This window comes from Pseudomonas sp. (assembly GCF_041601375.1).
Taxonomy (GTDB): Bacteria; Pseudomonadota; Gammaproteobacteria; order Pseudomonadales; family Pseudomonadaceae; genus Aquipseudomonas.
This window is the reverse complement of sequence record NZ_JBFIIG010000043.1, coordinates 1-26,996: the sequence shown is the minus strand read 5'-3', so window position 1 is coordinate 26,996 and position 26,996 is coordinate 1. Positions and strand designations below refer to the sequence as shown.

At 62.8% G+C, this 26,996-nt stretch carries 24 protein-coding genes and 2 pseudogenes; 15 read left to right on the top strand and 11 right to left on the bottom strand.

From position 1 onward, the window contains the following. Nucleotides 1–122 (bottom strand): annotated as a pseudogene (locus ABZE94_RS08500) (DNA-protecting protein DprA); the annotation flags it as partial. A gap of 110 nt (nucleotides 123–232) precedes the next feature. Then, on the bottom strand, nucleotides 233–1,258 hold the full coding sequence (locus ABZE94_RS08495) for a LysM peptidoglycan-binding domain-containing protein (RefSeq protein ID WP_372875100.1): 1,026 nt from the start codon (nucleotides 1,256–1,258) through the stop codon (nucleotides 233–235). A 152-nt stretch (nucleotides 1,259–1,410) separates the two neighbouring features. On the opposite strand from ABZE94_RS08495, the gene def reads away from it, so the two are divergent. The 5 genes from def (at nucleotide 1,411) to ABZE94_RS08470 (ending at nucleotide 6,061) form a co-directional block, all read left to right on the top strand. Continuing rightward, entirely contained in the window at nucleotides 1,411–1,917 is a 507-nt protein-coding gene (gene def, locus ABZE94_RS08490; protein WP_372875099.1) for a peptide deformylase, read from the top strand. A 68-nt stretch (nucleotides 1,918–1,985) separates the two neighbouring features. Beyond that, complete coding sequence (gene fmt, locus ABZE94_RS08485; protein WP_372875098.1) at nucleotides 1,986–2,930, top strand: methionyl-tRNA formyltransferase; 945 nt, start codon at nucleotides 1,986–1,988, stop codon at nucleotides 2,928–2,930. Further along, on the top strand, nucleotides 2,927–4,255 hold the full coding sequence (gene rsmB, locus ABZE94_RS08480) for a 16S rRNA (cytosine(967)-C(5))-methyltransferase RsmB (RefSeq protein ID WP_372875097.1): 1,329 nt from the start codon (nucleotides 2,927–2,929) through the stop codon (nucleotides 4,253–4,255). The genes fmt and rsmB overlap by 4 nt, the downstream gene beginning before the upstream one ends. Beyond that, nucleotides 4,252–5,625, top strand: a complete 1,374-nt coding sequence (gene trkA, locus ABZE94_RS08475; RefSeq protein ID WP_372875096.1) for a Trk system potassium transporter TrkA — start codon at nucleotides 4,252–4,254, stop codon at nucleotides 5,623–5,625. Before rsmB ends, trkA begins: the two co-directional genes overlap by 4 nt. 115 nt (nucleotides 5,626–5,740) lie before the next feature. Next, nucleotides 5,741–6,061, top strand: coding sequence for a tetratricopeptide repeat protein (locus tag ABZE94_RS08470; RefSeq protein WP_372875095.1), 321 nt, complete (start codon nucleotides 5,741–5,743; stop codon nucleotides 6,059–6,061). Between the two features lie 30 nt (nucleotides 6,062–6,091). Here ABZE94_RS08470 and ABZE94_RS08465 read toward each other — a convergent pair whose 3' ends face one another. The 4 genes from ABZE94_RS08465 to ABZE94_RS08450 form a co-directional block, all read right to left on the bottom strand. Further along, complete coding sequence (locus ABZE94_RS08465) at nucleotides 6,092–6,751, bottom strand: 7-cyano-7-deazaguanine/7-aminomethyl-7-deazaguanine transporter (protein ID WP_372875094.1); 660 nt, start codon at nucleotides 6,749–6,751, stop codon at nucleotides 6,092–6,094. A 125-nt stretch (nucleotides 6,752–6,876) separates the two neighbouring features. Further along, nucleotides 6,877–7,140 carry a PilZ domain-containing protein gene (locus ABZE94_RS08460; protein ID WP_372875093.1) on the bottom strand — a complete coding sequence of 88 codons (264 nt, stop codon included), beginning with the start codon at nucleotides 7,138–7,140 and terminating at the stop codon, nucleotides 6,877–6,879. A 99-nt stretch (nucleotides 7,141–7,239) separates the two neighbouring features. Next, nucleotides 7,240–8,127, bottom strand: a complete 888-nt coding sequence (locus tag ABZE94_RS08455; RefSeq protein WP_372875092.1) for a lysophospholipid acyltransferase — start codon at nucleotides 8,125–8,127, stop codon at nucleotides 7,240–7,242. A gap of 203 nt (nucleotides 8,128–8,330) precedes the next feature. Beyond that, nucleotides 8,331–8,885, bottom strand: coding sequence for a DNA-3-methyladenine glycosylase I (locus ABZE94_RS08450; RefSeq protein ID WP_372875091.1), 555 nt, complete (start codon nucleotides 8,883–8,885; stop codon nucleotides 8,331–8,333). 83 nt (nucleotides 8,886–8,968) lie between these two features. Between ABZE94_RS08450 and glyQ the strand changes: the two genes are divergently transcribed. The 10 genes from glyQ (at nucleotide 8,969) to ABZE94_RS08400 (ending at nucleotide 19,614) form a co-directional block, all read left to right on the top strand. Next, nucleotides 8,969–9,916, top strand: coding sequence for a glycine--tRNA ligase subunit alpha (glyQ, locus tag ABZE94_RS08445; protein ID WP_372875090.1), 948 nt, complete (start codon nucleotides 8,969–8,971; stop codon nucleotides 9,914–9,916). Then, entirely contained in the window at nucleotides 9,913–11,967 is a 2,055-nt protein-coding gene (glyS, locus tag ABZE94_RS08440) for a glycine--tRNA ligase subunit beta (RefSeq protein WP_372875089.1), read from the top strand. Before glyQ ends, glyS begins: the two co-directional genes overlap by 4 nt. An 85-nt stretch (nucleotides 11,968–12,052) precedes the next feature. Next, complete coding sequence (gene gmhB / locus ABZE94_RS08435; RefSeq protein ID WP_372875088.1) at nucleotides 12,053–12,583, top strand: D-glycero-beta-D-manno-heptose 1,7-bisphosphate 7-phosphatase; 531 nt, start codon at nucleotides 12,053–12,055, stop codon at nucleotides 12,581–12,583. Between the two features lie 37 nt (nucleotides 12,584–12,620). Then, a complete protein-coding gene (locus tag ABZE94_RS08430; RefSeq protein WP_372875087.1) occupies nucleotides 12,621–13,394 on the top strand; it encodes a lysophospholipid acyltransferase family protein in 774 nt (257 codons plus the stop codon). Between the two features lie 452 nt (nucleotides 13,395–13,846). Further along, entirely contained in the window at nucleotides 13,847–14,470 is a 624-nt protein-coding gene (locus ABZE94_RS08425) for a CDP-alcohol phosphatidyltransferase family protein (RefSeq protein WP_372875086.1), read from the top strand. Nucleotides 14,471–14,480: 10 nt separating this feature from the next. Next, nucleotides 14,481–16,238 carry a bifunctional alpha/beta hydrolase/class I SAM-dependent methyltransferase gene (locus ABZE94_RS08420; RefSeq protein WP_372875085.1) on the top strand — a complete coding sequence of 586 codons (1,758 nt, stop codon included), beginning with the start codon at nucleotides 14,481–14,483 and terminating at the stop codon, nucleotides 16,236–16,238. Next, complete coding sequence (locus ABZE94_RS08415) at nucleotides 16,238–17,593, top strand: phosphatase PAP2/dual specificity phosphatase family protein (protein ID WP_372875084.1); 1,356 nt, start codon at nucleotides 16,238–16,240, stop codon at nucleotides 17,591–17,593. Before ABZE94_RS08420 ends, ABZE94_RS08415 begins: the two co-directional genes overlap by 1 nt. After that, nucleotides 17,583–18,038, top strand: a complete 456-nt coding sequence (locus ABZE94_RS08410) for a hypothetical protein (RefSeq protein ID WP_372875083.1) — start codon at nucleotides 17,583–17,585, stop codon at nucleotides 18,036–18,038. Before ABZE94_RS08415 ends, ABZE94_RS08410 begins: the two co-directional genes overlap by 11 nt. 9 nt (nucleotides 18,039–18,047) lie before the next feature. After that, the gene (locus ABZE94_RS08405) at nucleotides 18,048–18,668 is read left to right on the top strand and encodes a lysophospholipid acyltransferase family protein (protein ID WP_372875082.1); all 621 of its coding nucleotides are present in this window, start codon (nucleotides 18,048–18,050) and stop codon (nucleotides 18,666–18,668) included. A gap of 1 nt (nucleotide 18,669) precedes the next feature. Next, nucleotides 18,670–19,614, top strand: a complete 945-nt coding sequence (locus ABZE94_RS08400) for a phosphatidate cytidylyltransferase (RefSeq protein WP_372875081.1) — start codon at nucleotides 18,670–18,672, stop codon at nucleotides 19,612–19,614. A gap of 112 nt (nucleotides 19,615–19,726) precedes the next feature. On the opposite strand, the gene ABZE94_RS08395 is transcribed toward ABZE94_RS08400, so the two are convergent. The 5 genes and pseudogenes from ABZE94_RS08395 to dnaN all read right to left on the bottom strand — a co-directional run. After that, on the bottom strand, nucleotides 19,727–20,863 hold the full coding sequence (locus ABZE94_RS08395; protein WP_372875080.1) for a BCCT family transporter: 1,137 nt from the start codon (nucleotides 20,861–20,863) through the stop codon (nucleotides 19,727–19,729). 1,063 nt (nucleotides 20,864–21,926) lie between these two features. Then, nucleotides 21,927–22,309 (bottom strand): annotated as a pseudogene (locus tag ABZE94_RS08390) (hypothetical protein); the annotation flags it as partial. 409 nt (nucleotides 22,310–22,718) lie between these two features. Then, nucleotides 22,719–25,136: a DNA topoisomerase (ATP-hydrolyzing) subunit B gene (gene gyrB, locus ABZE94_RS08385; RefSeq protein WP_372875079.1), complete on the bottom strand. Its 2,418-nt coding sequence runs from the start codon at nucleotides 25,134–25,136 to the stop codon at nucleotides 22,719–22,721. Continuing rightward, complete coding sequence (gene recF, locus ABZE94_RS08380; RefSeq protein ID WP_372875078.1) at nucleotides 25,133–26,242, bottom strand: DNA replication/repair protein RecF; 1,110 nt, start codon at nucleotides 26,240–26,242, stop codon at nucleotides 25,133–25,135. The genes gyrB and recF overlap by 4 nt, the downstream gene beginning before the upstream one ends. Before the next feature lie 7 nt (nucleotides 26,243–26,249). Next, on the bottom strand, nucleotides 26,250–26,996 hold a 747-nt coding region (gene dnaN, locus ABZE94_RS08375; protein ID WP_372875077.1), incomplete at its 5' end, for a DNA polymerase III subunit beta.

Genomic DNA, 26,996 nt, shown 5'->3' with positions numbered 1-26,996 from the left:
GCACTGTCGAAGGCGCTGAGCAATTTGCGAAAACGCCGCGGCCCAAGCTCCGGCAGGCTGTGCAGGCGCAGGCGGGCTTCGAGTTCGGCAGGGGAAATACAGTAGCCGGGGCTTTGCGCCATGGCGATCATCCTTGATCGGTCGCGCCCGGGAATCTCGAGGAGTTGCGGGCGGCGGGTAGCGATGCAGCAGAAACACCAACCGCGCCATCGCGCGGCTGGTGTCGGGGGCGCTACGGGTTACGTACCTTGTCCATCACGGCGAGCTGGCGGTTAGCGCCGAGGATCAGGCCATAACTGAGCTTGTCGTAGGTGCGGAACACCATCAACAGACCGGCCCGCTCATCGGGGATCTTCACCGCTTCGCCAGTGACCCGGTCGCGCACGGTTTCACCGGTCTTGTACACCGCCAGCACGTTGCCCTCGGCCAGGCCATCACGCGCGCCCTTGTTCAGGGTGACCACGTCGAACTGGCCGATCTGGGTCACGCCGCGCGGGACGTCGAGGATCAAGCCGTTGATTTCGCTGCTCGGCTCGCTGGGCATGAAGGTCGAGTTGATCGCCCGTTCTTCGGTGGCGAACAGGCGGTCGCCGAGGCGCACTTCCTGGGTCGTGCGGGTCAGGGTCATGGTGCCGATATCGCCTTCTTCGGCAATGATCTCGCCGCCGCCGATGTCATCGGCGTTGATCCCGAGGAACTCCTGGGTGTCCGGGTCGACGTAGGTTTTGCCCTGGCGGAAGATGCCGTATACCGGTGCGCTTTCGTCGAACACCCCGCGGGCATAGACCCGATCACCGGCCCCACTGACCACGCGCTCGGCGTCGCCGGCGACTATATAGGGTGCGCCCTCGAACTGTTCAGGGGTATCGACGATGCGGTTACTCAGCAAAAAGCTGTTGATCGCGCCCAGCGGAATGGTCGGAATGGCTTCGGCCATCGGCGTGCTGCGGATCTTCGGCGACAGCTTGATGGTGCCGCGCGACTGGCCACGATCGAGCATCAGGCGCGGCTGGCCATCGACATAGACCAGGCTGAGCAGGTCGCCGGGATAGATCAGGTGCGGGTTTTCCACTTGCGGGTTGGCGTGCCAGATTTCCGGCCATTTCCATGGCTGGCGAAGAAACCGCCCGGAAATATCCCACAGGGTATCGCCCTTGACCACGGTATAACGGTCTGGGTGACCGTCCTTGAGTTGCACTTCGGCCTGGGCCAAGCCGCTAGCGGCAAGCAATAGCAGGGCGAGTAGTGATTTCCTCATGCGGTGAATCCCTTTATTATGTGTCTTCACGTGGAGCGCCCTAGCGCCGCGACTAAACCCAGTAGTACTGCGGCGTGAAGCCGTTTTTCAATGCTGCTCATCATCTTAGCAGCGGATTTTGACTTTATTCCACAAGTGCATCACAAACGCATATGGCTATCTTGAACATCCTCGAATTTCCCGATCCACGCTTGCGCACCATCGCCAAGCCGGTGGACACGGTCGACGACGCCTTGCGTCAGCTGATCGACGACATGTTTGAAACCATGTACGAAGCCCCCGGCATCGGCCTGGCCGCGACCCAGGTCAACGTGCACAAGCGCCTGGTGGTGATGGATCTGTCGGAAGACAGAAGCGAACCGCGGGTGTTCATCAACCCCGAGTTCGAGACCCTTACCGACGAGGTGGAGCAGTATCAGGAAGGCTGCCTCTCGGTGCCGGGCTTCTACGAGAACATCGACCGCCCGCAAAAGGTCAGGATCAAGGCGCTGGATCGCGATGGCCAGCCCTATGAGCTGATCGCCGAAGGCCTGCTCGCGGTGTGCATCCAGCACGAGTGCGACCACCTCAACGGCAAGCTGTTCGTCGACTACCTGTCCAACCTCAAACGCGACCGCATCAAGAAGAAGCTGGAAAAGCTACATCGCCAGCAGGCTTGAGCCACACCTTGATAGAAGGCTTGCCGCGGCAAGCCTTTTTCTTTTTCAGTAGTGATTAGCGAGCATCCATGTCCGAGTCTTTGCGCATCGTCTTTGCCGGCACCCCGCAGTTCGCCGCCGAACACCTCAAGGCCCTGCTCGACAGCCCTCACCAGATCGTTGCGGTGTATAGCCAGCCGGATCGCCCGGCCGGTCGCGGGCAGAAACTCGCCGCCAGCCCGGTCAAGCAACTGGCCGAGCAGCACCAGATACCGGTTCTGCAGCCGCAGACCCTGCGCGACCCGGCGGCCCAGGCCGAGCTGGCAGCGCTCGCGCCCGACCTGCTGGTGGTGGTGGCCTACGGCCTGATCCTGCCGCAGGCGGTGCTGGATATCCCGCGTCTTGGCTGCATCAACAGCCACGCCTCGCTGCTGCCGCGCTGGCGTGGCGCCGCGCCGATCCAGCGCGCCATCGAAGCCGGCGACCCCGAGTCCGGGGTCACCGTGATGCAGATGGAAGCCGGCCTGGACACCGGGCCGATGCTGTTGAAAGTGCGCACGCCGATCGCCGCCGACGACACCGGCGGCAGCCTGCACGACCGCTTGGCCGGGCTCGGCCCGCAGGCGGTTATCCAGGCCATCGCCGGGCTGGCCGCCGGTACGCTGATGGGCGAGGTGCAGGACGACAGCCTGGCAACCTACGCGCACAAATTGAACAAGGACGAAGCGCGCCTGGACTGGACACGCCCGGCCGTGGAGCTGGAGCGGCTGATCCGCGCCTTCCATCCCTGGCCGATCTGCCACAGCACGCTGAATGGCGAAGCGCTCAAGGTGCATGCCGCCGAACTCGGCGAGGGCAGCGGTGCTCCCGGCAGCCTCTTGTCGGCCGACAAACAGGGCCTGACCGTGGCCTGCGGCCAAGGCGCACTGCGCCTGACCCGCCTGCAACTGCCCGGCGGCAAGGCGCTGAATTTCAGTGACCTGTATAACAGCCGCCGCGAGCAGTTCGCCGTCGGCCTGGTGCTCGGCCTATGAACCCGCGCCTGGCTGCCGCCCGCGCCCTGGCTGTGGTGCTCAATGGCAAGGCCTCGCTGGGTAGCAGCCTGCCGCCGCTGCTGGACAGGGTCGAGCAGCGCGACCGCGGCCTGGCCCAGGATCTGGCCTTCGGCACCGCACGCTGGCAGCCGCGCCTGGCGCTGATCGCCGACAAACTGCTGCAAAAACCCTTCAAGGCGGCCGACCGTGACGTCGAGGCGCTGCTACTGATCGGCCTGTATCAGCTGTTCTACACCCGTATTCCGGCCCACGCCGCCATCGGCGAGACGGTGGCCTGTGTCGACAAGTTGAAGAAGCCTTCGCTCAAGGGCCTGCTCAATGCCGTGCTGCGCAACGCCCAGCGCGACAGCGAAAGCATCATTGCCAGCCTGGACCGCGATCCGGTGCTGCACAGCGCCCATCCGCGCTGGCTGCAGAAAGCCCTGAAAGCCCAGTGGCCCGAGCATTGGCAGGCCATCTGCGCGGCCAACAATGCCCATCCGCCGCTGATCCTGCGGGTCAATCGGCGCCTCGGCAGCCGCGATGACTACCTGGCCGAGCTGCACGCCGCCGACATTGCCGCCGAGCCCTGCCGCTATAGCCGTGATGGTATCCGCCTGGGCCAGGCCTGCGATGTCACCGGCTTGCCGGGCTTCGCCGCAGGCCGGGTCAGCGTGCAGGATGAAGCCGCGCAACTGGCCGCCGACCTGCTCGAACTGGCGCCCGGGCAACGGGTGCTGGATGCCTGCTGCGCACCGGGCGGCAAGACCTGTCACCTGCTCGAAGCCGAGCCCGCTCTGGCCGGCGTGGTGGCGGTGGACCTGGAAGAAAAGCGCCTGGTGCGGGTGCGCGAAAACCTCAAGCGCCTCAACATCGAGGCGGAGCTGATCGCCGCCGATGGGCGTGATACCGCGGCCTGGTGGGATGGCACGCCGTTCCAGCGCATCCTGCTCGACGCACCGTGCTCCGCCACTGGGGTGATTCGCCGCCATCCGGATATCAAACTGACCCGTCAGGCCACGGATATTCCAGCGTTGGCCCAGCTGCAGGGCGAGTTGCTCGATGCCCTGTGGCCGACCCTGGAAGTCGGCGGCATCCTGCTGTACGCCACCTGCTCGGTGCTGCCCATGGAAAACAGCGACAACATCGCCGCCTTTCTCGCCCGCACGCCAAGCGCACGCGAATTGGCGATAGACGCCGACTTCGGTCTCCAGCCAGCCCATGGTCGCCAGCTCCTGCCGCAAATCGACGGCCACGATGGTTTCTACTATGCCAAGCTGAGCAAGATCGCCGCGTCTCCCCACCCTATAGGAGTGATCGCTTGAAAATCATCATTCTCGGCGCCGGTCAGGTCGGTGGCACCCTGGCGGAAAACCTGGCCAGCGAGGCCAACGACATCACCGTGGTCGACACCGACGGCGATCGTCTGCGCGACCTCGGCGATCGCCTGGATATCCGCACCGTCCAGGGCCGCGGCTCCTTTCCCACGGTGCTGCGCCAGGCCGGTGCGGACGATGCCGACATGCTGATCGCGGTGACCAACAGCGACGAGGTCAACATGATCGCCTGCCAGGTGGCCTACAGCCTGTTCCATACCCCGACCAAGATCGCCCGGGTGCGCGAGGCCGCCTACCTGACCCGCTCCGGCCTGTTCTGCAATGAGTCGATCCCGGTCGACGTGCTGATCAGCCCGGAACAGGTGGTGACCAACTACATCAAGCGCCTGATCGAATACCCCGGCTCGCTGCAGGTGATCGACTTCGCCGAGGGCAAGGCCCAGTTGGTGGCCGTGCGCGCCTATTACGGCGGCCCGCTGGTCGGCCAGCAACTGCGCCAGCTGCGCCAGCACATGCCCACTGTCGACACCCGGGTGGCGGCGATCTTCCGCCGCAACCGGCCGATCATTCCCCAGGGCGATACCGTGATCGAGGCCGACGACGAGGTGTTCTTCATCGCCGCCAAGGGCCATATCCGCGCGGTGATGAGCGAGATGCGCCGCCTCGAAGTCAGCTACAAAAAGGTGGTGATCGCCGGCGGCGGGCACATCGGCGAGCGCCTGGCCGAGGCCATCGAGAGCCGTTACCAGGTGAAGATCATCGAGATGAACCCGGCGCGCTGCCGCTACCTCTCGGAAAACCTCGACAGCACCGTGGTCCTGCAAGGCAGCGCTTCGGACAGGGATCTGCTGGTCGAGGAGAACATCAACGACGCCGACATCTTCCTCGCCCTGACCAACGACGACGAGGCCAACATCATGTCGTCCTTGCTGGCCAAGCGCCTCGGCGCGCGCAAGGTGATGACCCTGATCAACAACCCGGCCTATGTCGACCTGGTCCAGGGCGGCGAGATCGACATCGCCATCAGCCCGCAGCTGGCGACCATCGGCACCCTGCTGACCCACGTGCGCCGCGGCGATATCGTCAGCGTGCACTCGTTGCGCCGCGGCGCCGCCGAAGCCATCGAGGCCATCGCCCACGGCGACGCCAAGTCGAGCAAGGTGGTCGGTCGCGCCATCCAGGACATCCCGCTGCCGCCGGGCACCACCATTGGTGCGATCATCCGCGCCGAGGAAGTGCTGATCGCCCACGACGCCACCGTGATCGAATCCGGCGACCATGTGATCCTGTTCCTGGTGGACAAGAAATACATCCGCGATGCCGAGCGGTTGTTCCAGGTCGGTCTGACGTTTTTCTAGACAGCAAGCGGTAAGCTGCAACGAATCAGCGCGCTGTCCGCCCAGACCGCATCAGGCTTTTTGCTCTTACTTACGGCTTATAGCTTGCCGCTCGTAGCTCTCCGAAGGAGTCCCCATGCTCGAATCCCTGGAAAAAATGCTGGCCAAGGGCGTGGACAACGCCCTGTTGCGCTTCGGTCTGGGCAAGGGCTACCTGGATGCTGGCGAACCGGCGCGCGCCGCCGACCACCTGCAGCGCTGCGTCGAGTTCGACCCCAAGTATTCGGCCGCCTGGAAGCTACTGGGCAAGGCGCTGCTGGCCGCCGAGCAACCGCTGGCGGCCCGCCAGGCCTGGGAACAGGGCCTGCAAGCGGCCCGCGAGCATGGCGACAAGCAGGCGGAAAAGGAAATAACGGTATTCCTGCGCAAGCTGGACAAACGCCAGCAGCAACCCTAGCAGCCGTCGATCACCCGGCTTGCGCCGCCGTCAGACTCGGGAAGACAGCGCCGCGCGCTTGGGCACGGCCCGGGCGATGGCGCTGAGCAGCATGCCGTAGAGCGGCACGAAGAGCAGCAGGCTGACCGCCAGCTTGATCGCATAATCCACGCTGGCGATCTCGACCCAGTGCTCGGCCATGAACGGCTCGCTGCTTTGCCAGAAGGCGATGGAGAAGAAGGCGAAGGCATCCAGCAGGTTGCCCAGCACCGTCGAGGCGGCCGGAGCCACCCACCATTGCCGCAGGTTGCGCAGGCGCTCGAATACCTGGATATCCAGCAGTTGCCCGAGGACATAGGCGATAAAACTGGCCAGGGCGATGCGCGCGACGAACAGGTTGAACTCCTGCAACGCGGCAAGGCCGGCGAAACTGCCGCTCTGGAACAGCACGGACACCATATAGGACGCGACCAGCGCCGGCAGCATGACCCGGGCGATCACCTGGCGCGCGGACGTCTTGCCCAGCAGGCGCACGGTCAGGTCGGTGGCCAGGAAGATGAACGGAAAGCTGAACGCGCCCCAGGTGGTCTGCCAACCGAACAGGGTCATGGGCAGCTGCACCAGGTAGTTGCTGGCAATGATGATCAGCATGTGAAAGGCGATCAGGCCGGCCAGAGCCGGGCGCCAGACCGTCACAGGGACTGTTGGCATGGCATGTCCTTTTTCAATGAAATGGGGTTAGGGAACCCATTGCCGCGGCGGGAACTATCAACCGCGCGGCATTCTAACGTTTTCTTGACCGCCTGGATAAGTTTTCCAGCGCCGCAGGCGGCGGGTCAACGCTCAATAAAGCGCAGGCCAATACCCTCGGCGTCGACCCGCATCACCTCCATCTGCAGCACCGGCGCCTCGATCGGCAGGTCCTGCACCTGGCCCGTGACTATCGTGCCCTGGGGCAGGGCCAGCAGATCCGGATGTTTGACGTAGACGCCACCATCGGACAGGTCACGGGTCTGCGCCACCACTTCGCCGAAACTCGGGTGGCAGATCTTGATCCGGCACTTAATCGAGGTACGTGGATGCTCGCGCTGACTGGGCATAGCGGTGACCGTCCTAAGCAGGTGAGGTGCGATTAATAACGCAAAATCCTGGAAACACCCAGCAGCAATGGGCAAAAGGCGTCGATGGGGCGCCTCGGTTCAATACCACTTCTGCTCGCCTGGCGGGCGCTTCTTGAAGCGTTTCATGCTCCACATGTACTGGCTCGGGTAGGCCCGCACGTATTTCTCGATGACCGCGCTCATCGCCGCCACCGCGGTCTCCACGTCGTCGCTGTACATCTGCGCCGGCGCCGCCTCGAGGATCACCTTGAAGCCGGAACCATCGGCCAGGCGCAAGGCATGCAAAAATACGCCGCGGGCCTTGCCACCGACCAGCATGCCGGCCACGAACTTGCTGGTCAGCGCCTGGGTGGCCAGGAAGGGCACGAACACGCCAGCGGAGAGACTCGGTTCAGGGTCGGCGGGAATGCCCACGGCGCCACCTTTGCGCACTTCCTTGATAACGCTGAGGATGCCTTCACGGGTCGAGGGCGCCACCCGGTTGCCCAGTTGGACCCGCTGCTTGCGCAGCAACTCGTCGACCGCCTTGAGCTTGGGCGGCCGGTAGAAAATGATCGGCTTGCACTGGGCACAGTAGAAGTGATTGAGCACTTCCCAGTTGCCCAGATGGCTGGTGATACCGACCACGCCCTTGCCGCTGGCCAGGGCCTCCTCGAGGACTTCCAGGCCCTCGACCTCACGGATCAGACCGATGGATTTGGGTGCCGGCCAGATCCAGGCGCAGGCGCTTTCGGTGAGGGTCTTGCCGATATCCTTGAGGCTCTGACCGACCAGGCGCTCGCGATCGGCCTCGTCCAGCTCGGGAAAGCACTTGGCCAGGTTGATCCGCACCACATCGCGCGAGCTGTTCGGCAGCTTCCACATCAGCCAGCCGATGACATTGCCCACCGCCTGCACCGCACGCCAGGGGAGCAGGGCGAACAGGCGCAGAAAACCCACCACCAAGGCACCTTTGAGCTTTTCCACAGACAACTCCACAAGGGCAAAAGGTGCCTAGTGTAACCAAGAGTGGCCCGGGTCGAGCAACGCCAAGGACCTAGGGCGGGTGCAACCCACCATTCACGCGAATGATCCAGGCGGGTTGCCCCGCCCTACGGGGTCGCTACCGACCGGTAAGCGGATGTTGGGCTTCGTCGCTACGCGGCTCAGCCTACGCGCCCCGACCCAGCCTACGCACCGGCCAGTTCGGCATAGCGGTCGCAATCGGTGGTGTGGTCCATGACCATGCCGGTCGCCTGCATATAGGCGTAGCAGATGGTCGGGCCGACGAAGGTGAAGCCGGCCTTCTTCAGCGCGCGGCTCATGGCTTCGGCCTCTGCGGTGACGGCCGGCATCTGGCTGCGCTCGCTGAAGTGGTTGATCTTGGGCGCGCCGCCGACGAACGACCAGAGCAGCACCAGCGGATCCTCCAGGCGCAACCAGGCCTGGGCGTTCTGCCGCGCGGCCTTGAGTTTCAGGCGGTTGCGGATGATCCCGGGGTCCTGCATCAGGCTTTCCAGGTACTCATCGCTCATCACGGCCAGGCGGTGGGGATCGAAGCCGAACAGCACCTCGCGGTAGCGTTCGCGCTTCTTCAGCACGGTTATCCAGGACAAGCCGGCCTGGAAGCCCTCCAGCAGCAACAGCTCGAACAGGGCCTGGGGATCGCGCTGCGGCACGCCCCATTCCTGATCGTGATAGGCCTGATAGAGCGGGTCGTCGGTACACCAGAAGCAACGCGGCATAGGGCCTTCCAGGGCGGTGGAGGCCGCGTCGATTGGGGTATACTCCCGCCCTTTCTGTCGCAGCCCCAACAGGTGAATTTTCCGTGAGCCAGACTACGCCTGCCGTGCGCACCTTCCAAGACTTGATCCTCACCCTGCAACAATACTGGGCCGAGCAAGGTTGTGTGGTGTTACAGCCTTACGATATGGAAGTGGGCGCCGGCACCTTCCACACCGCCACGTTCCTGCGCGCCGTCGGCCCGGAGACCTGGAACGCCGCCTACGTGCAGCCTTCGCGTCGTCCGACTGACGGCCGCTATGGCGAGAACCCCAACCGCCTGCAGCATTACTACCAGTTCCAGGTGGTCTTGAAGCCGAACCCGGAAAACTTCCAGGAGCTGTACCTCGGCTCGCTGCAGGCCATCGGCATCGACCCGCTGGTCCACGACGTGCGCTTCGTCGAGGACAACTGGGAATCACCGACCCTCGGCGCCTGGGGTCTGGGCTGGGAGATCTGGCTGAACGGCATGGAAGTCACCCAGTTCACCTACTTCCAGCAAGTCGGCGGCATCGAGTGCTACCCGGTAACCGGCGAGATCACCTACGGCCTGGAACGCCTGGCCATGTACATTCAGGGCGTCGATTCGGTCTACGACCTGGTGTGGACCGACGGCAAGTTCGGCAGGGTGACCTATGGCGACGTGTTCCATCAGAACGAAGTGGAGCAGTCGACCTACAACTTCGAGCACGCCAATGTCGAGAAGCTCTTCGAGCTGTTCGATTTCTACGAGTCGGAAGCCAATCGCCTGATCGAGCTGGAACTGCCGCTGCCGACCTACGAGATGGTGCTCAAGGCCTCGCACACCTTCAACCTGCTGGACGCCCGTCGGGCCATTTCGGTGACCGCGCGCCAGCAATACATCCTGCGCGTACGCGCCCTGGCCCGCGCCGTGGCGCAGAGCTACCTGCAAGCGCGGCGCAAACTCGGCTTCCCGCTCGCCGCCCCCGACCTGCGTGATGAAGTACTAGCCAAGCTGGAGGCAGCAGAATGAGTGCGCACGATTTTCTGGTAGAACTGGGCACCGAAGAGCTGCCGCCGAAATCCTTGAACAGCCTGGGCCAAGCCTTCCTCGCCGGCATCGAAAAAGGCCTGAAAGGCGCCGGCCTGAGCTATGGCCAGGTGCGCTATTACGCCGCGCCGCGTCGCCTCGCGGTGCTGGTCGAGCACCTTGAAGAACAACAGGCCGATCGCACCCAGAACCTCGATGGCCCGCCGCTGCAAGCGGCCTTCGACAAGGACGGTAACCCGACCCAGGCGGCGCTGGGCTTCGCCAAGAAATGCGGCGTCGACCTGGCCGAGATCGACCGCAGCGGGCCGAAGCTGAGATTCAGCCAGCGCATCCCCGGCCAGGCCGCCGCCGGCCTGCTGCCGGGCATCGTCGAAACCTCGCTGAACGAGCTGCCGATTCCCAAGCGCATGCGCTGGGGCGCGCGCAAGACCGAATTCGTCCGTCCGAGCCAGTGGCTGGTGATGCTGTTCGGCGACCAGGTGATCGATTGCGAAATCCTCGCCCAGACGTCCGGCCGGGTCTCCCGTGGTCACCGCTTCCACGCCAATCAGGAAGTGCGCATCTCGGCGCCGGCCAACTACGCCGAGGACCTGCGCAGCGCCTATGTGATCGCCGATTTCACCGAGCGTCGCGCACAGATCGCCGCACGCATCGAGCAACTGGCCAGCGAGCAGCAGGGCACCGCGATAGTGCCGCCGGCGCTGCTCGATGAAGTCAGCGCCCTGGTCGAATGGCCGGTGCCGCTGGTCTGCTCCTTCGAGGAGCGCTTCCTCGACGTGCCCCAGGAAGCCCTGATCATCACCATGCAGGACAACCAGAAGTACTTCTGCCTGCTCGATGCCAACGGCAAGTTGCTGCCGCGCTTCATCACCGTGGCCAACATCGAAAGCAAGGATCCGCAGCAGATCATTTCCGGCAACGAGAAGGTGGTGCGCCCGCGCCTGACCGACGCCGAGTTCTTCTTCAAGCAGGACCAGAAGCACAAGCTCGAGGCCCTCAACCAGCGCCTGGCCAATGTAGTGTTCCAGGCCCAGCTCGGCTCGGTCTACGACAAGGCCAAGCGGGTTTCCGCCCTGGCCGGCTTCATCGCCCAGCGCGTTGGCGGCGACGCTACGCGCGCCGCGCGCGCCGGCCTGCTGTGCAAGTGCGACCTGGCCAGCGAGATGGTCGGCGAGTTTCCGGAAATGCAGGGCATCGCCGGCTATTACTACGCCAAGCACGACGGCGAGGCGGAGGACGTCGCCCTGGCACTGAACGAGCACTACATGCCGCGCGGTGCCGGCGCCGAACTGCCGAGCACCCTGACCGGTGCATCCGTGGCCCTGGCCGACAAGCTCGACACCCTGGTCGGCATCTTCGGCATCGGCATGCTGCCCACCGGCAGCAAGGACCCCTATGCCCTGCGTCGCGCCGCCCTCGGTGTGCTGCGTATCCTGATCGAGAAGCAACTGGACCTGGATCTGGCGGCCACCATCGCCTTCGCCATCGAACAGTTCGACGGCACGGTCAAAGCCGGCGACCTGGCGTCTCAGGTGCAGGACTTCATCTTCGACCGCCTGCGCGCGCGCTATGAAGACGAGGGCGTCGAGGTCGCCGTCTATCAGGCGGTGCGCGCGGTCAATCCGGTCTCGCCACTGGACTTCGACCAGCGCGTGCAGGCCGTGCAGGCCTTCCGCACCTTGCCTGAAGCGGCGGCCCTGGCCGCCGCCAACAAGCGCGTGTCGAATCTGCTGGGCAAGGCCGAGGGCCAGGTCGCCGCGAGCATCCAGGCCCACCACTTCGATACGCCGAGCGAGTTCACTCTCAACGCCGCCATCCAGCAGGCCGAACAGGCCGTGCAGCCACTGGCCGAGGCGCGGCAGTACAGCGCCGCCCTGGCGCAACTGGCCGGCCTGCGCGAACCGGTCGACGCCTTCTTCGAGTCGGTGCTGGTCAACGCCGAGAATCCAGCGGTGCGGGCCAACCGCTATGCCCTGCTGGCCAAGCTGCGTGGCCTGTTCCTCGGCGTGGCCGATATCTCGGTGCTGGGCTGAGGCCCAGCAGGGAGCGATGAGCTGCAAGCTTCAAGCGGCATGCCGTCCGCTTTGACTTGCAGCTTGAGGCTTGGAGCTTGCAGCTATGAAGTTACTCATTCTCGACCGCGACGGCGTGATCAATCATGACTCCGACGCCTATATCAAGACCCTCGACGAGTGGATTCCACTGCCCGGTGCCGTCGAGGCCATCGCGCGCTTGTCCAAGGCCGGCTGGACGGTCGCGGTGGCCACCAACCAGTCCGGCCTGGCGCGTGGCTATTACGATCAGGCCGCGCTCGACGCGATGCACGCGCGCCTGCGCCAACTGGTCGCCGAACAGGGCGGCGAACTGGGGCTGATCGTGCATTGCCCGCATGGCCCGGACGACGGCTGCGACTGCCGCAAGCCAAAGCCCGGTATGCTCCGGCAGATCGCCGCGCATTACGGCGTAAGCCTGGCCGGGGTGTGGTTCGTCGGTGACAGCGGCCGTGACCTAAAAGCCGCACTGGCCGTCGGTTGTCAGCCGGTACTGGTCAAGACCGGCAAGGGCCTGCTGACCCTGGCCCAGCCATTGCCCGCGGGCACCCTGGTATTCGATGATCTGGCGGCGGTCGCCAGCCAACTTATCCACTGAATGAAGCAGGCTCAGCCTGCTGACGGTAAACGCTCCCATGTCGACAATGCAGACCATCAGAACCTTCCTTTTCTACCTGTTGCTGTCTGTCAGCGCCTGCGTCTGGTGCATCCTCAGCGTATTCGTCGCGCCCTTCCTGCCGTTCCGGGCGCGCTACCGTTTCGTCAATCAGACCTGGTGCCGTTGCGCCGTCTGGCTGGCCAAGGTAGTGCTGGGCATCCGCTATGAAGTCAAAGGCCTGGAGAACATCCCGCAGCGGCCCTGCGTGATCCTCGCCAAGCACCAGAGCACCTGGGAGACCTTCTTCCTCTCGGCGCTGTTCGAGCCGCTGAGCCAGGTGATCAAGCGCGAACTGCTCTATGTGCCGTTCTTCGGCTGGGCCATGGCCATGCTCAAGCCCATCGCCATCGATCGCGGCAACCCCAAGGCCGCCCTCAAGCAACTGGCCAAACAGGGCCACGAGCGCCTGGAGCAGGGCGCCTGGGTGCTGATCTTCCCGGAAGGCACGCGGATCACCACCGGCCAGATCGGCAAATTCTCCCGTGGCGGCGCCTCCCTGGCGGTCAACGCCAACCTGCCGGTATTACCCATCGCCCATAACGCCGGCGAGTTCTGGCCGAAGCAAGGCTGGGGCAAGACCCCCGGCACCATTCAGGTGGTGATAGGTCCGGCCATGCAGGCCGAAGGCACAGGCCCGCGGGCGATTGCCGAACTGAACGAGCGCGCCTTCGCCTGGATCAGCCAGGCACAGCGCGATATCGGCGCCCTGACCGGCGAAGGCGCCGCCTGCGACCTGCACGAAAACGTCTAGGAGCCTGTCGGACTTAACACTGTTCTACTGCGGAAAAGCCGGACTTGGTCATTCCTGCTGCTTTCCCTCGTTAAATAGCCAGCTATTCGCCTCGGAAAAGCCCCAGAACTGCCTCAAACCGAATTGTCGGACCACGGACTTTCCCTCGCTACGAACGGTCAAGCCCGACAGGCTCCTAGAGCACTGGCGGACCGGTCAGCCTTCCGAGTCCTCCCAGCTTTTCGAGAAATTGTGGATAAGTTGTGTATGAAATATCTGCAACTTCCTTTTATCCGGCATAACCAGCTGATTAGTAATGCCTTTATCCCGTGCATGGAACGCTCGCCCCCTGGGTATAAGTTTTCACCCGTTGCGCTAATCGGGCACTGACGCACGATCTTCGTCGACAACGGGACAGACAAAGCGGCTAAGCTATTCGCCTCTCAATTTGCACTGAAAGGGACTTCAGGCCGATGCTGTCCATATATCAACTCAAACCACACTTCCAGAACCTGCTGCGCCCCGGCGTAAAACACCTCCATGACAGAGGCGTGAGCGCCAATCAGGTAACCTTGGCGGCGGCCTCGATTTCGCTGCTGCTCGGCATCCTCCTGGCGACCTTGCATCAACACGCCTGGCTGTTCGCCCTGATCCCGCTGTGGATGCTGCTGCGCATGGCGCTCAACGCGGTGGACGGCATGCTCGCCCGCGAGTTCGGCCAGCAATCCACGCTTGGCGCCTATCTCAACGAACTCAGCGACCTGATCGCCGACAGCGCCCTGTATCTGCCTTTTGCCCTGCTGCCCGGCGTCTCGCCGCTGCTGGTGGTATTGGTGGTGCTGTTAGCCCTGATCAGCGAATATGCCGGGGTACTCGGCCCCATGGTCGGGGCCTCGCGCCGCTACGACGGGCCCATGGGCAAGAGCGATCGGGCCTTCTGCTTCGGCGTGCTCGGCGCCGGCGTGGCCAGCGGCCTGTTAGCGCCGATCTGGATCGACAGCCTGCTCGCCCTGGTTCTCGCCCTGCTGCTCTACACCCTCTACAACCGCGTGCGCCAAGGCCTGGCCGAAGCGGCACAACCGACCGATTCGAAATAGGGATATCTCGATGCGCGAAGCCCAGGAACTGCGGTTTACCACCCATGACGGCGTCGAGCTGTTCTACCGCCACTGGCCCGCCGAGGCCGCCGAGACTGCCGCGCCGAGGCGGGCGATCGTGATGTTCCACCGCGGCCACGAGCATGGTGGGCGCATGGCCCACCTGGTCGAGGAACTGGACATGCCCGGGTCCGCTTTCTTCGCCTGGGATGCCCGCGGCCATGGCCTGTCGCCGGGCGAGCGCGGCGACAGCCCGAGCTTCGCCACCAGCGCGCGCGACGTGCAGACCTTCATCGAGCATATCGGCGACCAGCATGGGCTGGCCGAGGAAGAGCTCGCCGTACTGGCGCAGAGCGTCGGCGCCGTGGTGGTCGCGGCTTGGGCCCATGACTACGCGCCGAAGATCCGTGCCCTGGTGCTCGCCTCGCCGGCCTTCAAGGTCAAGCTCTATGTACCCTTCGCCCGCAGCGGCCTCAAGCTGATGCGCGCCTGGCGCGGCAATTTCTTCGTCAACAGCTACGTCAAGGCCAAGTTCCTCAGTCACGACCCGGAGCGTATCGCTTCCTTCGACAACGACCCGCTGATCACCCGGGCGATTTCGGTGAACATGCTGCTCGGCCTGTACGACGCGGCCGAGCGGGTGGTGGCCGATGCCCAGGCGATCCAGATCCCCACTCAGTTGCTGATCTCCGGCGCCGACTTCGTGGTACAGCGCAAACCCCAGGAGCAGTTCTTCGAACGCCTCGGCAGCCTGCGCAAGGAGAAGCACATCCTGCCCGGCTTCTTCCACGACACCCTCGGCGAACGCGAGCGCAGCCATGCCCTGAGCCGCGCCCGACGCTTTCTCCTGCGCTGTTTCGAGGAGTCGGTGGCGCCTCCTTCCTTGCTCGATGCCGACCGCCTGGGCGCGACCTGCGCCGAGGCCGAAAGCCTGGCCGCACCGCTGCCGCCTAGCTCGCCGCGCGATCTTTACTGGCGCGCCACCCGCGCCGGCCTCAAGTTCGGCAGCAGCCTGGCCGACGGGGTCAAGCTGGGCTTCGACACCGGCTTCGACTCTGGCAGCACCCTCGACTACGTCTACCGCAACCAACCCAACGGCAAGTCGGCGCTCGGCAAGCTGATCGACCGGAACTACCTGAGTTCCATCGGCTGGCGCGGCATCCGCCAACGCAAAGTGCACGTCGAGGACCTGCTGCGCCTGGCCATGGCCAAGCTGCGCGTACAGGGCGAAGCCGTGCGCATCGTCGATATTGCCGCCGGCCATGGCCGCTATATCCTCGAAGCCCTGGAAGGCATGCAGCAACGGCCCGACTCGATCCTGCTGCGCGACTACAGCGACATCAACGTGCGCGACGGCGCTGCGCTGATCGAACAGAAGGGCCTGGGCGATATAGCCCGTTTCGTCAAAGGCGACGCTTTCGACCGCGACGACCTCGCCGCGCTCGACCCCCAGCCGACCCTGGCGGTGGTCTCAGGTTTGTACGAACTGTTCAGCAGCAACCAGATGGTCGGCGACTCGTTGGCCGGGCTGGCGGCGGCGGTGGAAGAGGGCGGCTATCTGGTCTACACCGGGCAACCCTGGCATCCGCAGCTGGAACTGATCGCCCGCGCCCTGACCAGTCACCGCGGCGGCGAAGCCTGGGTCATGCGCCGGCGCAGCCAGGCGGAGATGGACCAACTGGTCGAGGCCGCGGGTTTCCGCAAGCTGACCCAGCGCATCGATGAATGGGGCATCTTCAGTGTCTCCCTGGCGCAGCGGGTGTCCTGATGGAAGGCACCGCAGTTAGCCGTGAAGCGGGGCTGTGGAAACGCGGGATATTGTGGCTGCTGTTGTTGGCGCCGCTGTTCTTCGCCAGCTACGGCTTCGCCAATTGGCTGAGCGCTCAGCGGACGGATGTCGGCACCCTGGTATTCGCCTGGGAAAGCCAGATGCCACTATGGCCATGGACTATCGTGCCTTACTGGTCGATTGATCTTCTATATGGCTTGTCCTTTCTCCTGCCGGCAACTCGGCGGGAAATGGACCGCCACGGCCTGCGATTGCTCAGCGTGCAACTGCTGTGCATCGCCGCCTTCCTGCTCTGGCCGCTGCGTTTCACCTTCGAGCGGCCCGAACTGGAGGGCCTGTTCGGCACCCTGTTCGATGTACTGATGGGTTTCGACAAACCCTTCAACCAGGCGCCGTCCCTGCATATCGCCCTGCTGGTGGTGCTTTGGGTGTGCTTCGCACGTTATGCCACTGGGCTGTGGCGGATGCTGCTGCACGGCTGGTTCCTGCTGATCGGCGTCTCGGTGCTGACCACCTGGCAGCATCATTTCATCGATGTGCCCACTGGTGTTCTGGCCGGCTGGCTGTGCGTCTGGCTCTGGCCACATCGAGGCCCTAGCCCGCTGCTGCATTGGCAACTGGCGCGCGACCCGCAGCGTAGGCGCCTGGCGTTGCGCTACGGCTTAGGCGCGGCCCTGATGGCGGCGTTGGCGGTCAATCTCGGTGGCGTCTGGTTGTGGCTGTTATGGCCTGCTTTCTCGTTACTGCTGGTGGCCCTCAACTACTCGCTGTTCGGCGCGGCAGGCTTTCAGAAAGATGCCAATGGCCGCCTTAGCAGCGCCGCCTGCTGGCTGCTCGCACCTTACCTGGCCGCTGCCTGGCTCAACTCGCGCCTATGGACACGTGGCCATCCCCAGGCCGATGAAGTAGGCGAGGGCGTGTGGCTTGGGCGTATCCCCGCAGCAGGGCAGGCCGAACGCTTTCATGCCCTGCTCGACCTTTGCGCCGAGCTGCCAAGGCGAGCATCGGCCAAGGCCTATCACTCGCTGCCGGTGCTCGATCTTAGCGTACCCAACGCGCCCACGCTGCTGGCCGCCGCACAGGCAATCGAAACGCTACGTCTGCAGGGCCCGCTGTTGGTCTATTGCGCGCTCGGTTATTCGCGTAGCGCCACTGCTGTAGCCGCCTGGCTGTTGCACAGCGGCCGTTGCCAGAGCCTACCGGAGGCGCTCGCGCGCTTACGCCTGACGCGTCCACAGGTGGTACTGAGCGAGGCCCACCAGCGCGCGCTGGAAGACCTGCTGCAGCTCGGCAGCGGCGACGCTTCGATATTGGCGACTGCCCATGGCTACTGAGATGCAGCTGTTCACCGTGGCCGGCCTGCTGCGCCGGGGCAAGGCCCTGGATGGGCTGTCCAGCGCACTCACCCTGCTCGGCCTGGCGATCGGTCTGGCACCGCTGCTCGGTGCCGTGGCGCAGCCCTTGGGTGCATTGTTCTGCGCGCTGTTGGTGCTACTGGGGCTGCTGGAAAAATATTGGGCGCTACGGGTGGCCCTGGACGCCGAGCTGTTCCAGCGCCTGGCGAACGACGCCGAGCGTTTGCCGCTGCGTACCCTCGATCTCGATCAGGCGCTAGTCCGGCTCGGCCTGCAACCGGCCAACAAGGCGGCGCGCAGCTGGGATGAGCGCAGTTGCGGCGCGCTACGTTTGTTGCGCCTGCAGGCACTCTCGCTGTTCACGCAGTTGTTGCTGGCCGTGGCGATCGTGCTCGGCCTGCCTTGGCTTTCAATCACTGGATAAGGAATCGTCATGCTCGCTGCCCTGACCGCCTTTGCGATTACTTCCGCCGCGCGCCTGCTAACCGGCGCCCGCGCACTCTGGCTCGGCTGCACCGCGCAACCGGTGCAACGGCTGTACTACGCCAACCACAGCAGCCATGGCGACTTCGTCCTGCTCTGGGCCTCGTTGCCGCCAGAACTGCGGTGCACGACCCGCCCGGTGGCTGGTGCCGACTACTGGCAGCGCGACCGCGTGCGCCGCTACCTGATCAACCGGGTGTTCAACGGCGTGCTGATCGACCGCGAGCGCAGTTCGCCCGACGCCAATCCGCTGCAACCCATGCTCGACGCCCTGGATGACGGTGATTCGTTGATCCTGTTCCCCGAGGGCACGCGCAATCTGGAGGAGGGGTTATTGCCGTTCAAGAGTGGCCTCTACCACCTGGCCCAGGCACGACCACAGGTCGAGCTGATCCCGGTATGGATCGCCAACCTCAGCCGCGTCATGCCCAAGGGCAGGGCGCTGCCATTGCCGCTGCTGTGCACCCTGAGTTTCGGCGAGCCGCTGCAGCGACTCGAAACTGAGAATAAGCACGCGTTCCTCGAACGCGCGCGCAATGCCCTGCTGGCCATGGCACCCGAGGAGGCTTGAGATGGATCACAACACCCTGTTGCTGTTCGCCGGCATCGGCGCCCTGCTGTTGCTGGCCTCGGCCATTGGCTTATTGCTCAAGCGCCGCAGCGCCGACACGCCCAATCCGGTGATCGACAACCTCAATGCGCGGATCAACGCCTGGTGGGTGATGGTGCTGGTGATAGGCGCGGCCTTCGTGTTCGGCGATATCGGCGTGATCCTGCTGTTCTACTGCGTCTCCTTCTACGCCCTGCGTGAATTCATGACCCTGACGCCGACCCGGCGCAGCGACTACCCGGCGCTGGTGGCGGCCTTCTACTTCGCCCTGCCCATGCAGTACCTGCTGATCGCCGTTGACTGGTATGGCCTGTTCTCGATCTTTATTCCGGTTTACCTGTTCCTCCTGCTGCCGATTCTTGCCTCCCTGGGCGGCGATACCACGCGCTTTCTCGAGCGAACCTCCAAGGTGCAATGGGGACTGATGATCGCGGTGTACTGCATCTCCGCGGTACCGGCATTGCTGACCCTGGACATCCCCGGCTATGCAGGGCGCAACCTGCTGCTGATCGCCTGGCTGATCATCGTGGTGCAACTCTCCGACGTGCTGCAATACGTCTGCGGCAAGCTATTCGGCAGACGCAAGATCGCCCCGCGCCTGTCGCCGTCGAAGACCCTCGAAGGCTTCGTCGGCGGCGTGTCCCTGGCCTGCCTGGCCGGCGCCCTGCTGTACTGGATCACCCCGTTCAACTTCTGGCAGGCCGCGCTGATGGCCCTGACCGTCAGCCTGCTGGGCTTCGCCGGCGGCCTGGTGATGTCGGCAATCAAACGCGACCGCGGGGTGAAGGACTGGGGCCATATGATCGAAGGCCACGGCGGCATGCTCGACCGCCTGGATTCGGTGTGCTTCGCCGCCCCGATCTTCTTCCACTTCGTGCGCTACTGGTGGGTGCCGGCACTGGCCTAGATTCGCTGAGTCTGCCGCCAGAACACCCCAGGAATAGAACAGCTCCAGGTCTGCTGGGGCTGTTCTATTCGGCTGCAGCCAGGCTCCATATGCCGTTCAGCTCATCGGCTCTTCAGCCATTGATAGAGGCCAGCGCCGGCCGGTGGCGCCACAGGATGGTCGCGATGGTCGCGGCATACAGGGCAATCACCACCAGCCCCACCGACTGAATCTCGAACGGAGTGAATTTGAACAGCAGGACCAGGGCGGCCAGCACACTCACGTTGAGCAAAATGAACTTCGGCCGCCCCAGTTTCTCGACCTTGATCCCCAGATTGTCGGTGTACAAGCGCACCAGCGAATCGACCGAATTGATCACGAAGATGATCCCCACCGTGACCATCGCCAGCTTGAACAGCAGGCTGATCTCGATGGCATTGGCGAAGTAGTAGTACAGCACGGAGAACCATATCGCCAACGGAATGGAAGGGATGATCAGCAGCGCCAGCAGCAGCTGATAGGTCTTCAGGCCGCCGACGAACCGCGAGACGAACTGGCCGATCATCACGCTCCAGGCGAACCACCAGAACAGGTAGAAGGCGTGGTAGTCGCTCAGCGGCAGGACGAACTCATGCAGCTCGGCGAAATAGCCGGTGCCGATCGCAGCAGCCGCCTCCGCCACGTAGCCGGCATCGGCATCCATCAACCACCACATCCCGGCGATCAGGGCGAAGAACAACCAGGTCGACGCCACGCTCAGGATCTTCAGGTACTTGATATCGGTGCTCGAATAGACCGCCGCCAACAGAATCAGGAAGACCACCAGGTAACCCCAGGCTTCGTCGACTTCCGGTGCATACCAGGCGATATTCACCAGGAACAGGTAGGCCGTGAAGGCGCAGGTCGAGATGATCACCAGATTGTTGATGAACTTCACCGGTTTAAGCTCGAAGAACTTCACCCGTGGCTCGATCACGCAGAAGTAAAAGGTGGTGATGAAGTAGAACACCCAGATCAGAAAGCCCCAGAAACCGAACTCGACGGCCAATGGGTTGGAGAACTGATACTCCGCATCCTTGGCATAGACCGGGAACTCGGTCAGCGGAAAGATGATCAGGCCCATGTCCAGGCCAGACGTGAACAGGATGGCCATGAAGGTCAGCAACCCCACTGGTTCTGTGCCATGGCAGCGTTGATTGCCCCAGCGCATCAGGACAAACAAGGTGGCGAGCAAGAGCGTGATGATTGCGCCGGACAAAACAATATTCATAAGGATCCCATGCCTAGCGCCGTGCCTGGTGCTGTGGATCGGCGGCACCTTTCAGGTCGGCTTAAGCCTTGTGTTTGTAGTTGTAATGGCGTGTTGGACAGCTTGTGGATCGCTCCCTGGCTGCCTGGTGACAAGCACCGCGCTCTGGCGGCTATGCGCGGCTGATCCAGCCTCTTTGAGCTTCCGGATAGGCTGCGTCATAAGCACGCTCAGGTGCCGCCGTAATCCTGTCGCGGCCTGCAATCCCACGCATTCCCGTAGGCGACGTCTTCTATCCTGTCTCCGGCCAGGGTCCCGCCATTGTGCGAGCGATCAGTTGAGGGGGAGGGCAATCATCGGCTTGACTCAGGCGACTCCGGAGGCAGGATCCACTGTTGGGCTCGTTGGAGCGTCTGCGTGGCGACAGGTTCCAATGGCCGACTTGTTCGCTCAGCTACACTACCGGTACTAGCCCGACTCTTTGCCGACCGTCCGCCCGAAGCGCCATGCATCCGGGCGTCCTGTGTTACGCGCGCTATCCACAGGTAACGTAACTGAGTGATACGGAAACAGATCAGCCACATTACTGCCCGGCAGAAGAACCTTAATTTTATTAATTTATTGATTTATAAGGATATTTTAAATATGGCACGGGCTGTGCAATATTAATGGCAGAACAACAACAAAAACAGTAAGAAGAAAAACATCTCGACTCTGGCAAAACAAAAACAAGACCGCAGAGAAGTAGCAAACAGATTTTTTTGGAGAGGGTAGGCTTTTCGGGTTTCATCCCGGCAACCAGTTTTAGAAGAATAAAACTACCTTGAGGTAGCTCGTTCTGGTTGGATCACCTAGTGACAAAGGCTGTACCAGCAACCAAAAAAATACGTTTGCCCTTGATCCCTTCTGGGGATCTGATGAATGACTGGTCGATCACCAATAACAACAACAGATCGCTAAATAACAAAAACAAAGCACACATACCTATTCGAGGGGAGCCCATGGCTCCCCTCAGTGCTTTCTGGCTTCCCCTCCTCGGCAGGATCAGCCACTGGTCTTCCCCTCTCTAATCGGTCTCAGCTTGCTAGGGCGAGCGAACGACAGGATGAAACTGGGTAGGGGGTCCCGCACTAGCTTCCGCGTCGAACAACTGCATGCCACTGGACGACTCTACCAGCCGATATCCCATCGCCTGGTAGCCACTTTGCCGCTTGTGCCACATTCGCAACAGGGCTGGGTGTCCGGCATCGATGAAGTCGATGAAGCGCACATCGGTCTTGCCCGCATGCTCACGATGCAAGCGTCCCGCATATTGCCGAAGGGTACCCTTCCAGGAAATCGGCATGGCCAATCCTGGTGTATCCAGCGCCGGATGATCGAAACCTTCACCCACCATTTTTCCCAAGCCAATAACAGCCGCGGCAGCTCCGGTGTGAGTGCTACCAGTTCTGTCCGCTGTTTCTTGGATGCGGATTCCGCGCCCACTCGGACATCTGCTCCATCAGCATCCGGACGCAGATTCGACAACCATCCGCTCCTCGGCAGGAGTGATGCAGGATTTCGTCTACTAGCAGCGGCCTCATTTTCGGTTCAGCGAAGTCGTTGAGGAGCATCTATTCATGCACAAGATTCGCGAGGCGTTACGCCTCAAGTTCGACTACGGGTTGTCCACTCGCCGGATCGCCGCAGTCCGGGCGTCGGCCACAATAGGCGGGCGCTTATCTCTGTCGCGTTGCCGCCGGCGCCTCGTCTGCTCCAGCGGGTCCTTTAATGTGAAAAAACCCCTGCTAACGTTGTTAGCAGGGGTTTATCTTTTCATGCTAATAGCCAATAACCTTGATCGAAACGGCAACTAACTTCGCCCGGCTCCAAACCATCAGAAGTCCAGGTTGGACACCGCCAAGGCGTTGGCCTCGATGAATTCCCGGCGTGGCTCTACGGCGTCGCCCATCAGGGTGTTGAAGATCTGATCCGCGCCAATCGCGTCCTCGATCGTCACCTTGAGCATGCGCCGTACTTCGGGGTCCATGGTGGTTTCCCACAGCTGGTTCGGGTTCATTTCGCCGAGTCCCTTGTAGCGCTGGACGCTGTGGCGCTTGGTGCTTTCGCTCATCAACCAGCCCAGGGCGTCCTTGAAGGTGGCAACGGCCTTCTTGCGCTCGCCACGCTGCACGTAGGCGCCTTCTTCCAGCAGACTGTTCAGCTGGTCGCCCAGGCTGGTGACGGTCTTGTAGTCGTTGCTGGCGAAGAAGTCGCGGTTGAAGGTGATGTAGCTGGAAACCCCGTGGGAAACCAGTTCGACCTGCGGTAGCCAGATGTGGCGCTCCTGGTCTTCGTGCAGGCTGGTCTTGTACACCAGGCCGGATTTCTCCATGCCTTTCAGGCGGGCATCGAGCAGGCCCAACCAGGCTTGCATGGCCTCCCTGTCCGCCAGTTGTTCGCTGCTGACCCGTGGGATGTAGACGAAGTGCTCGGTCAGTTCTATCGGGTACAGGCGCGACAGGCGATTGAGGGTCTTCATCACCAGGCGGTAGTCGTTGACCAGGCGCTCGAGCGACGTGCCGGACAGGCCGGGCGCGCTTTCGTTGACGTGCAGGCTGGCGTCTTCCAGGGCCGACTGGGTCATGTATTCCTCCATGGCCTCGTCGTCCTTGATGTACTGCTCCTGCTTGCCCCGCTTGACCTTGTACAGCGGCGGCTGGGCGATATAGATGTAGCCGCGCTCGACCAGCTCCGGCAACTGCCGGAAGAAGAAGGTCAGCAGCAGGGTGCGGATGTGCGAACCGTCGACGTCGGCGTCGGTCATGATGATGATGTTGTGGTAGCGCAGCTTGTCGATGTTGTACTCATCGCGGCCGATGCCACAGCCGAGCGCGGTGATCAGGGTGCCGACTTCCTGGGAGGAGATCATCTTATCGAAACGGGCTTTCTCGACATTGAGGATCTTGCCCTTGAGCGGCAGGATTGCCTGGGTCTTGCGGTTGCGGCCCTGCTTGGCAGAACCGCCCGCGGAGTCACCCTCCACTATGTAGAGTTCGGAAAGGGCAGGGTCCTTTTCCTGGCAGTCGGCCAGTTTGCCGGGCAAACCGGCGATATCCAGGGCCCCCTTACGGCGGGTCATTTCCCGGGCTTTGCGCGCGGCTTCACGGGCGCGGGCGGCATCGATCATCTTGCCGACCACGGCCTTGGCTTCGCCTGGATTCTCCAGCAGGAAGTCGGAGAAGTGTTTGCCCATTTCCTGCTCGACCGCGGTCTTCACTTCGGAAGAAACCAGCTTGTCCTTGGTCTGCGAGCTGAACTTGGGATCCGGCACTTTCACCGAAATAATCGCGGTCAACCCTTCTCGGGCATCGTCACCGGTGGTGGCGATCTTGTGTTTCTTGGCCAGGCCTTCCTGCTCGATATAGGCATTCAGGTTGCGCGTCAGCGCCGAGCGGAAACCGGCCAGGTGGGTGCCGCCGTCGCGCTGGGGAATGTTGTTGGTGAAGCACAACAGGTTCTCGTTGAAGCTGTCGTTCCACTGCAAGGCCACTTCGACACCGATGCCATCTTCACGCTGGATGCTGAAGTGAAACACCTGATTGACCGCGGTCTTGTTGATATTGAGGTACTCGACGAAGGCGCGCAGACCGCCTTCGTACTTGAACAGCTCTTCCTTGCCGCTGCGCTCGTCCTTGAGCACGATGCCCACGCCCGAGTTGAGGAACGACAGTTCGCGCAGACGCTTGGCCAGAATGTCCCAGTTGAAGTGGATATTGGCGAAGGTTTCCGACGACGGCTTGAAGTGGATATTGGTGCCTGTGCTGTCGGTATCGCCGACGATGCGCATGGGCTCTTGCGGCACACCGTGCACGTAGGTCTGCTCCCAGACGTGACCGCTGCGGCGTACTGTGAGCAGCAGGTGCTCGGAGAGGGCGTTGACCACCGAGACCCCTACGCCGTGCAGACCGCCGGAAACCTTGTAGGAGTTGTCATCGAACTTACCGCCAGCATGCAGCACGGTCATGATGACCTCGGCGGCGGACACACCTTCCTCCTTATGGATGTCCACCGGAATGCCACGACCGTTGTCGCTCACGCTGATGGATTCATCCGGGTGGATGGTGATGATGATGTCGCTGCAATGCCCCGCCAGGGCTTCGTCAATCGAGTTGTCGACCACCTCGAACACCATGTGGTGCAGACCGCTGCCATCGTCGGTATCGCCGATGTACATGCCAGGTCGCTTGCGTACGGCATCCAGGCCTTTCAAGACCTTGATGTTATTGGAGTCGTACGTTTGGTTTTCGCTCATGCTTCACTCCCGGTGGCGTGGGTCTGGGTGATACGGCCATGTTCCACGTGGAACATGGCGACGGGCGTATCCGTGCGCCAGCCTTCCCTCAACAATTGATGATCTACGCAGGTGATGAACACCTGGCAGTGCAAGTCTTGCAACAAACGGCACAAGGCGCGGCGGTGCTGTTCATCCAGTTCTGACGGCAAGTCATCCACCAGATAAATGCACTGCCCGCGCTTGGCCTGATTAACTAAATGACCCTGGGCGATACGCAGGGCGCAAATGACCAGTTTCTGCTGACCTCGCGATAATATCTCTGCAGCACTATGCGCAGCCAGACGCAACCTGAGATCGGCACGCTGAGGACCGGCCTGGGTATGACCCATCTGCTGATCGCGGAGAAGGGAAGTGGCCAGCACCTCACTCAGCCCGCGCTCCTTGTCCCAGCCGCGGTAATAACTGAGGGTCAAACCTTCCAGCTCCAGCAGCTCGCTCAGCGTGCGCTCGAATACCGGTTTCAGGGCCTGGATATAGGCCCGGCGATAACCATCGATCTCGTCGCTCGCCAGGCATAGCTCACGGTCCCAGGCCGCCTGCGAAGCGGCATCAAGTGTACCATGCCGCAGCCACGAGTTCCGCTGCCGCAGGGCCTTCTGCAGGCGCTGCCAGGCCGGCATAAAACGAGGTTCCACGTGGAACACTCCCCAGTCGAGAAACTGCCGACGAACCTTGGGCGCGCCCTCGAGCAAGCGGAAACTGTCCGGGTTGATCAATTGCAGTGGCAGCGCTTCAGCCAGCTGAGCAGCACTGCGTGCATTCTGCCCATCGATGCGAATCTGCAACTCGCCCTGACGAACACGGGAAACACCCAGGCTGCTTTGCCGGCCATCGCCCAGCCGAACTTCGCCAAAAACCGTACAGGCCAGTTGCTCGTACTGAATCATCGGCAGGAGCCGTGTGCTGCGAAATGAGCGGGCCAAGCCGAGCAGGTGAACGGCTTCCAGGACACTGGTCTTGCCGCTGCCGTTGGCGCCGTAGAGGATATTGATGCGCGGGGAGGGGGAGAGGGTCACCGGGTGCAAGTTGCGCACCGCGGTGACCATGACGCGGGTGAGGGACATTCAGCAGTTACAGGCGCATGGGCATAACGACATAGGCGGAATCGTCGTTATCGGCCTCCTGCACCAGAGCACTGCTATTGGAGTCGGACAGAATCAGGCGCACCTGATCGGTGGTCATCACGCCCAGTACATCGAGCAGGTAGCTGACATTGAAACCGATCTCCAACTGATTGCCGTTGTAGTCCACGGCGATCTCTTCTTCGGCCTCTTCCTGCTCCGGGTTGTTCGCCTGAATTTTCAGCAGGCCGGCAGCCAGTTGCAAACGTATACCGCGGTACTTTTCGTTGGACAGAATAGCGGTGCGGCTGAACGCTTCGCGCAGACCCTGACGATCGGCGACCACCAATTTGTCGCCACCGCGCGGCAGCACTCGCTCGTAATCCGGGAACTTGCCGTCGACCAGTTTGGAGGTGAAGGTGAACTCACCGGTGGTCGCGCGAATGTGATGCTGGCCCAGGATGATGCCGACGTCGGCATCCTGCTCGGTCAGCAGACGCGCCAGCTCGAGAATGCCCTTGCGCGGCACTATCACCTGATGCCGTTCGGTTTGTTCGATCTCGGCGGCCATCGAACACATGGCCAGTCGATGACCGTCGGTGGCGACGGCACGCAGGATGCCGGTCTGCACCTCCAGCAGCATGCCGTTAAGGTAATAGCGCACGTCTTGTTGTGCCATGGCGAAGCTGGTGCGCTCGATCAGGCGACGCAGCCGGCTCTGGCTCAGGCTCAGGCTCAACGAACCCGGGCCTTCCTC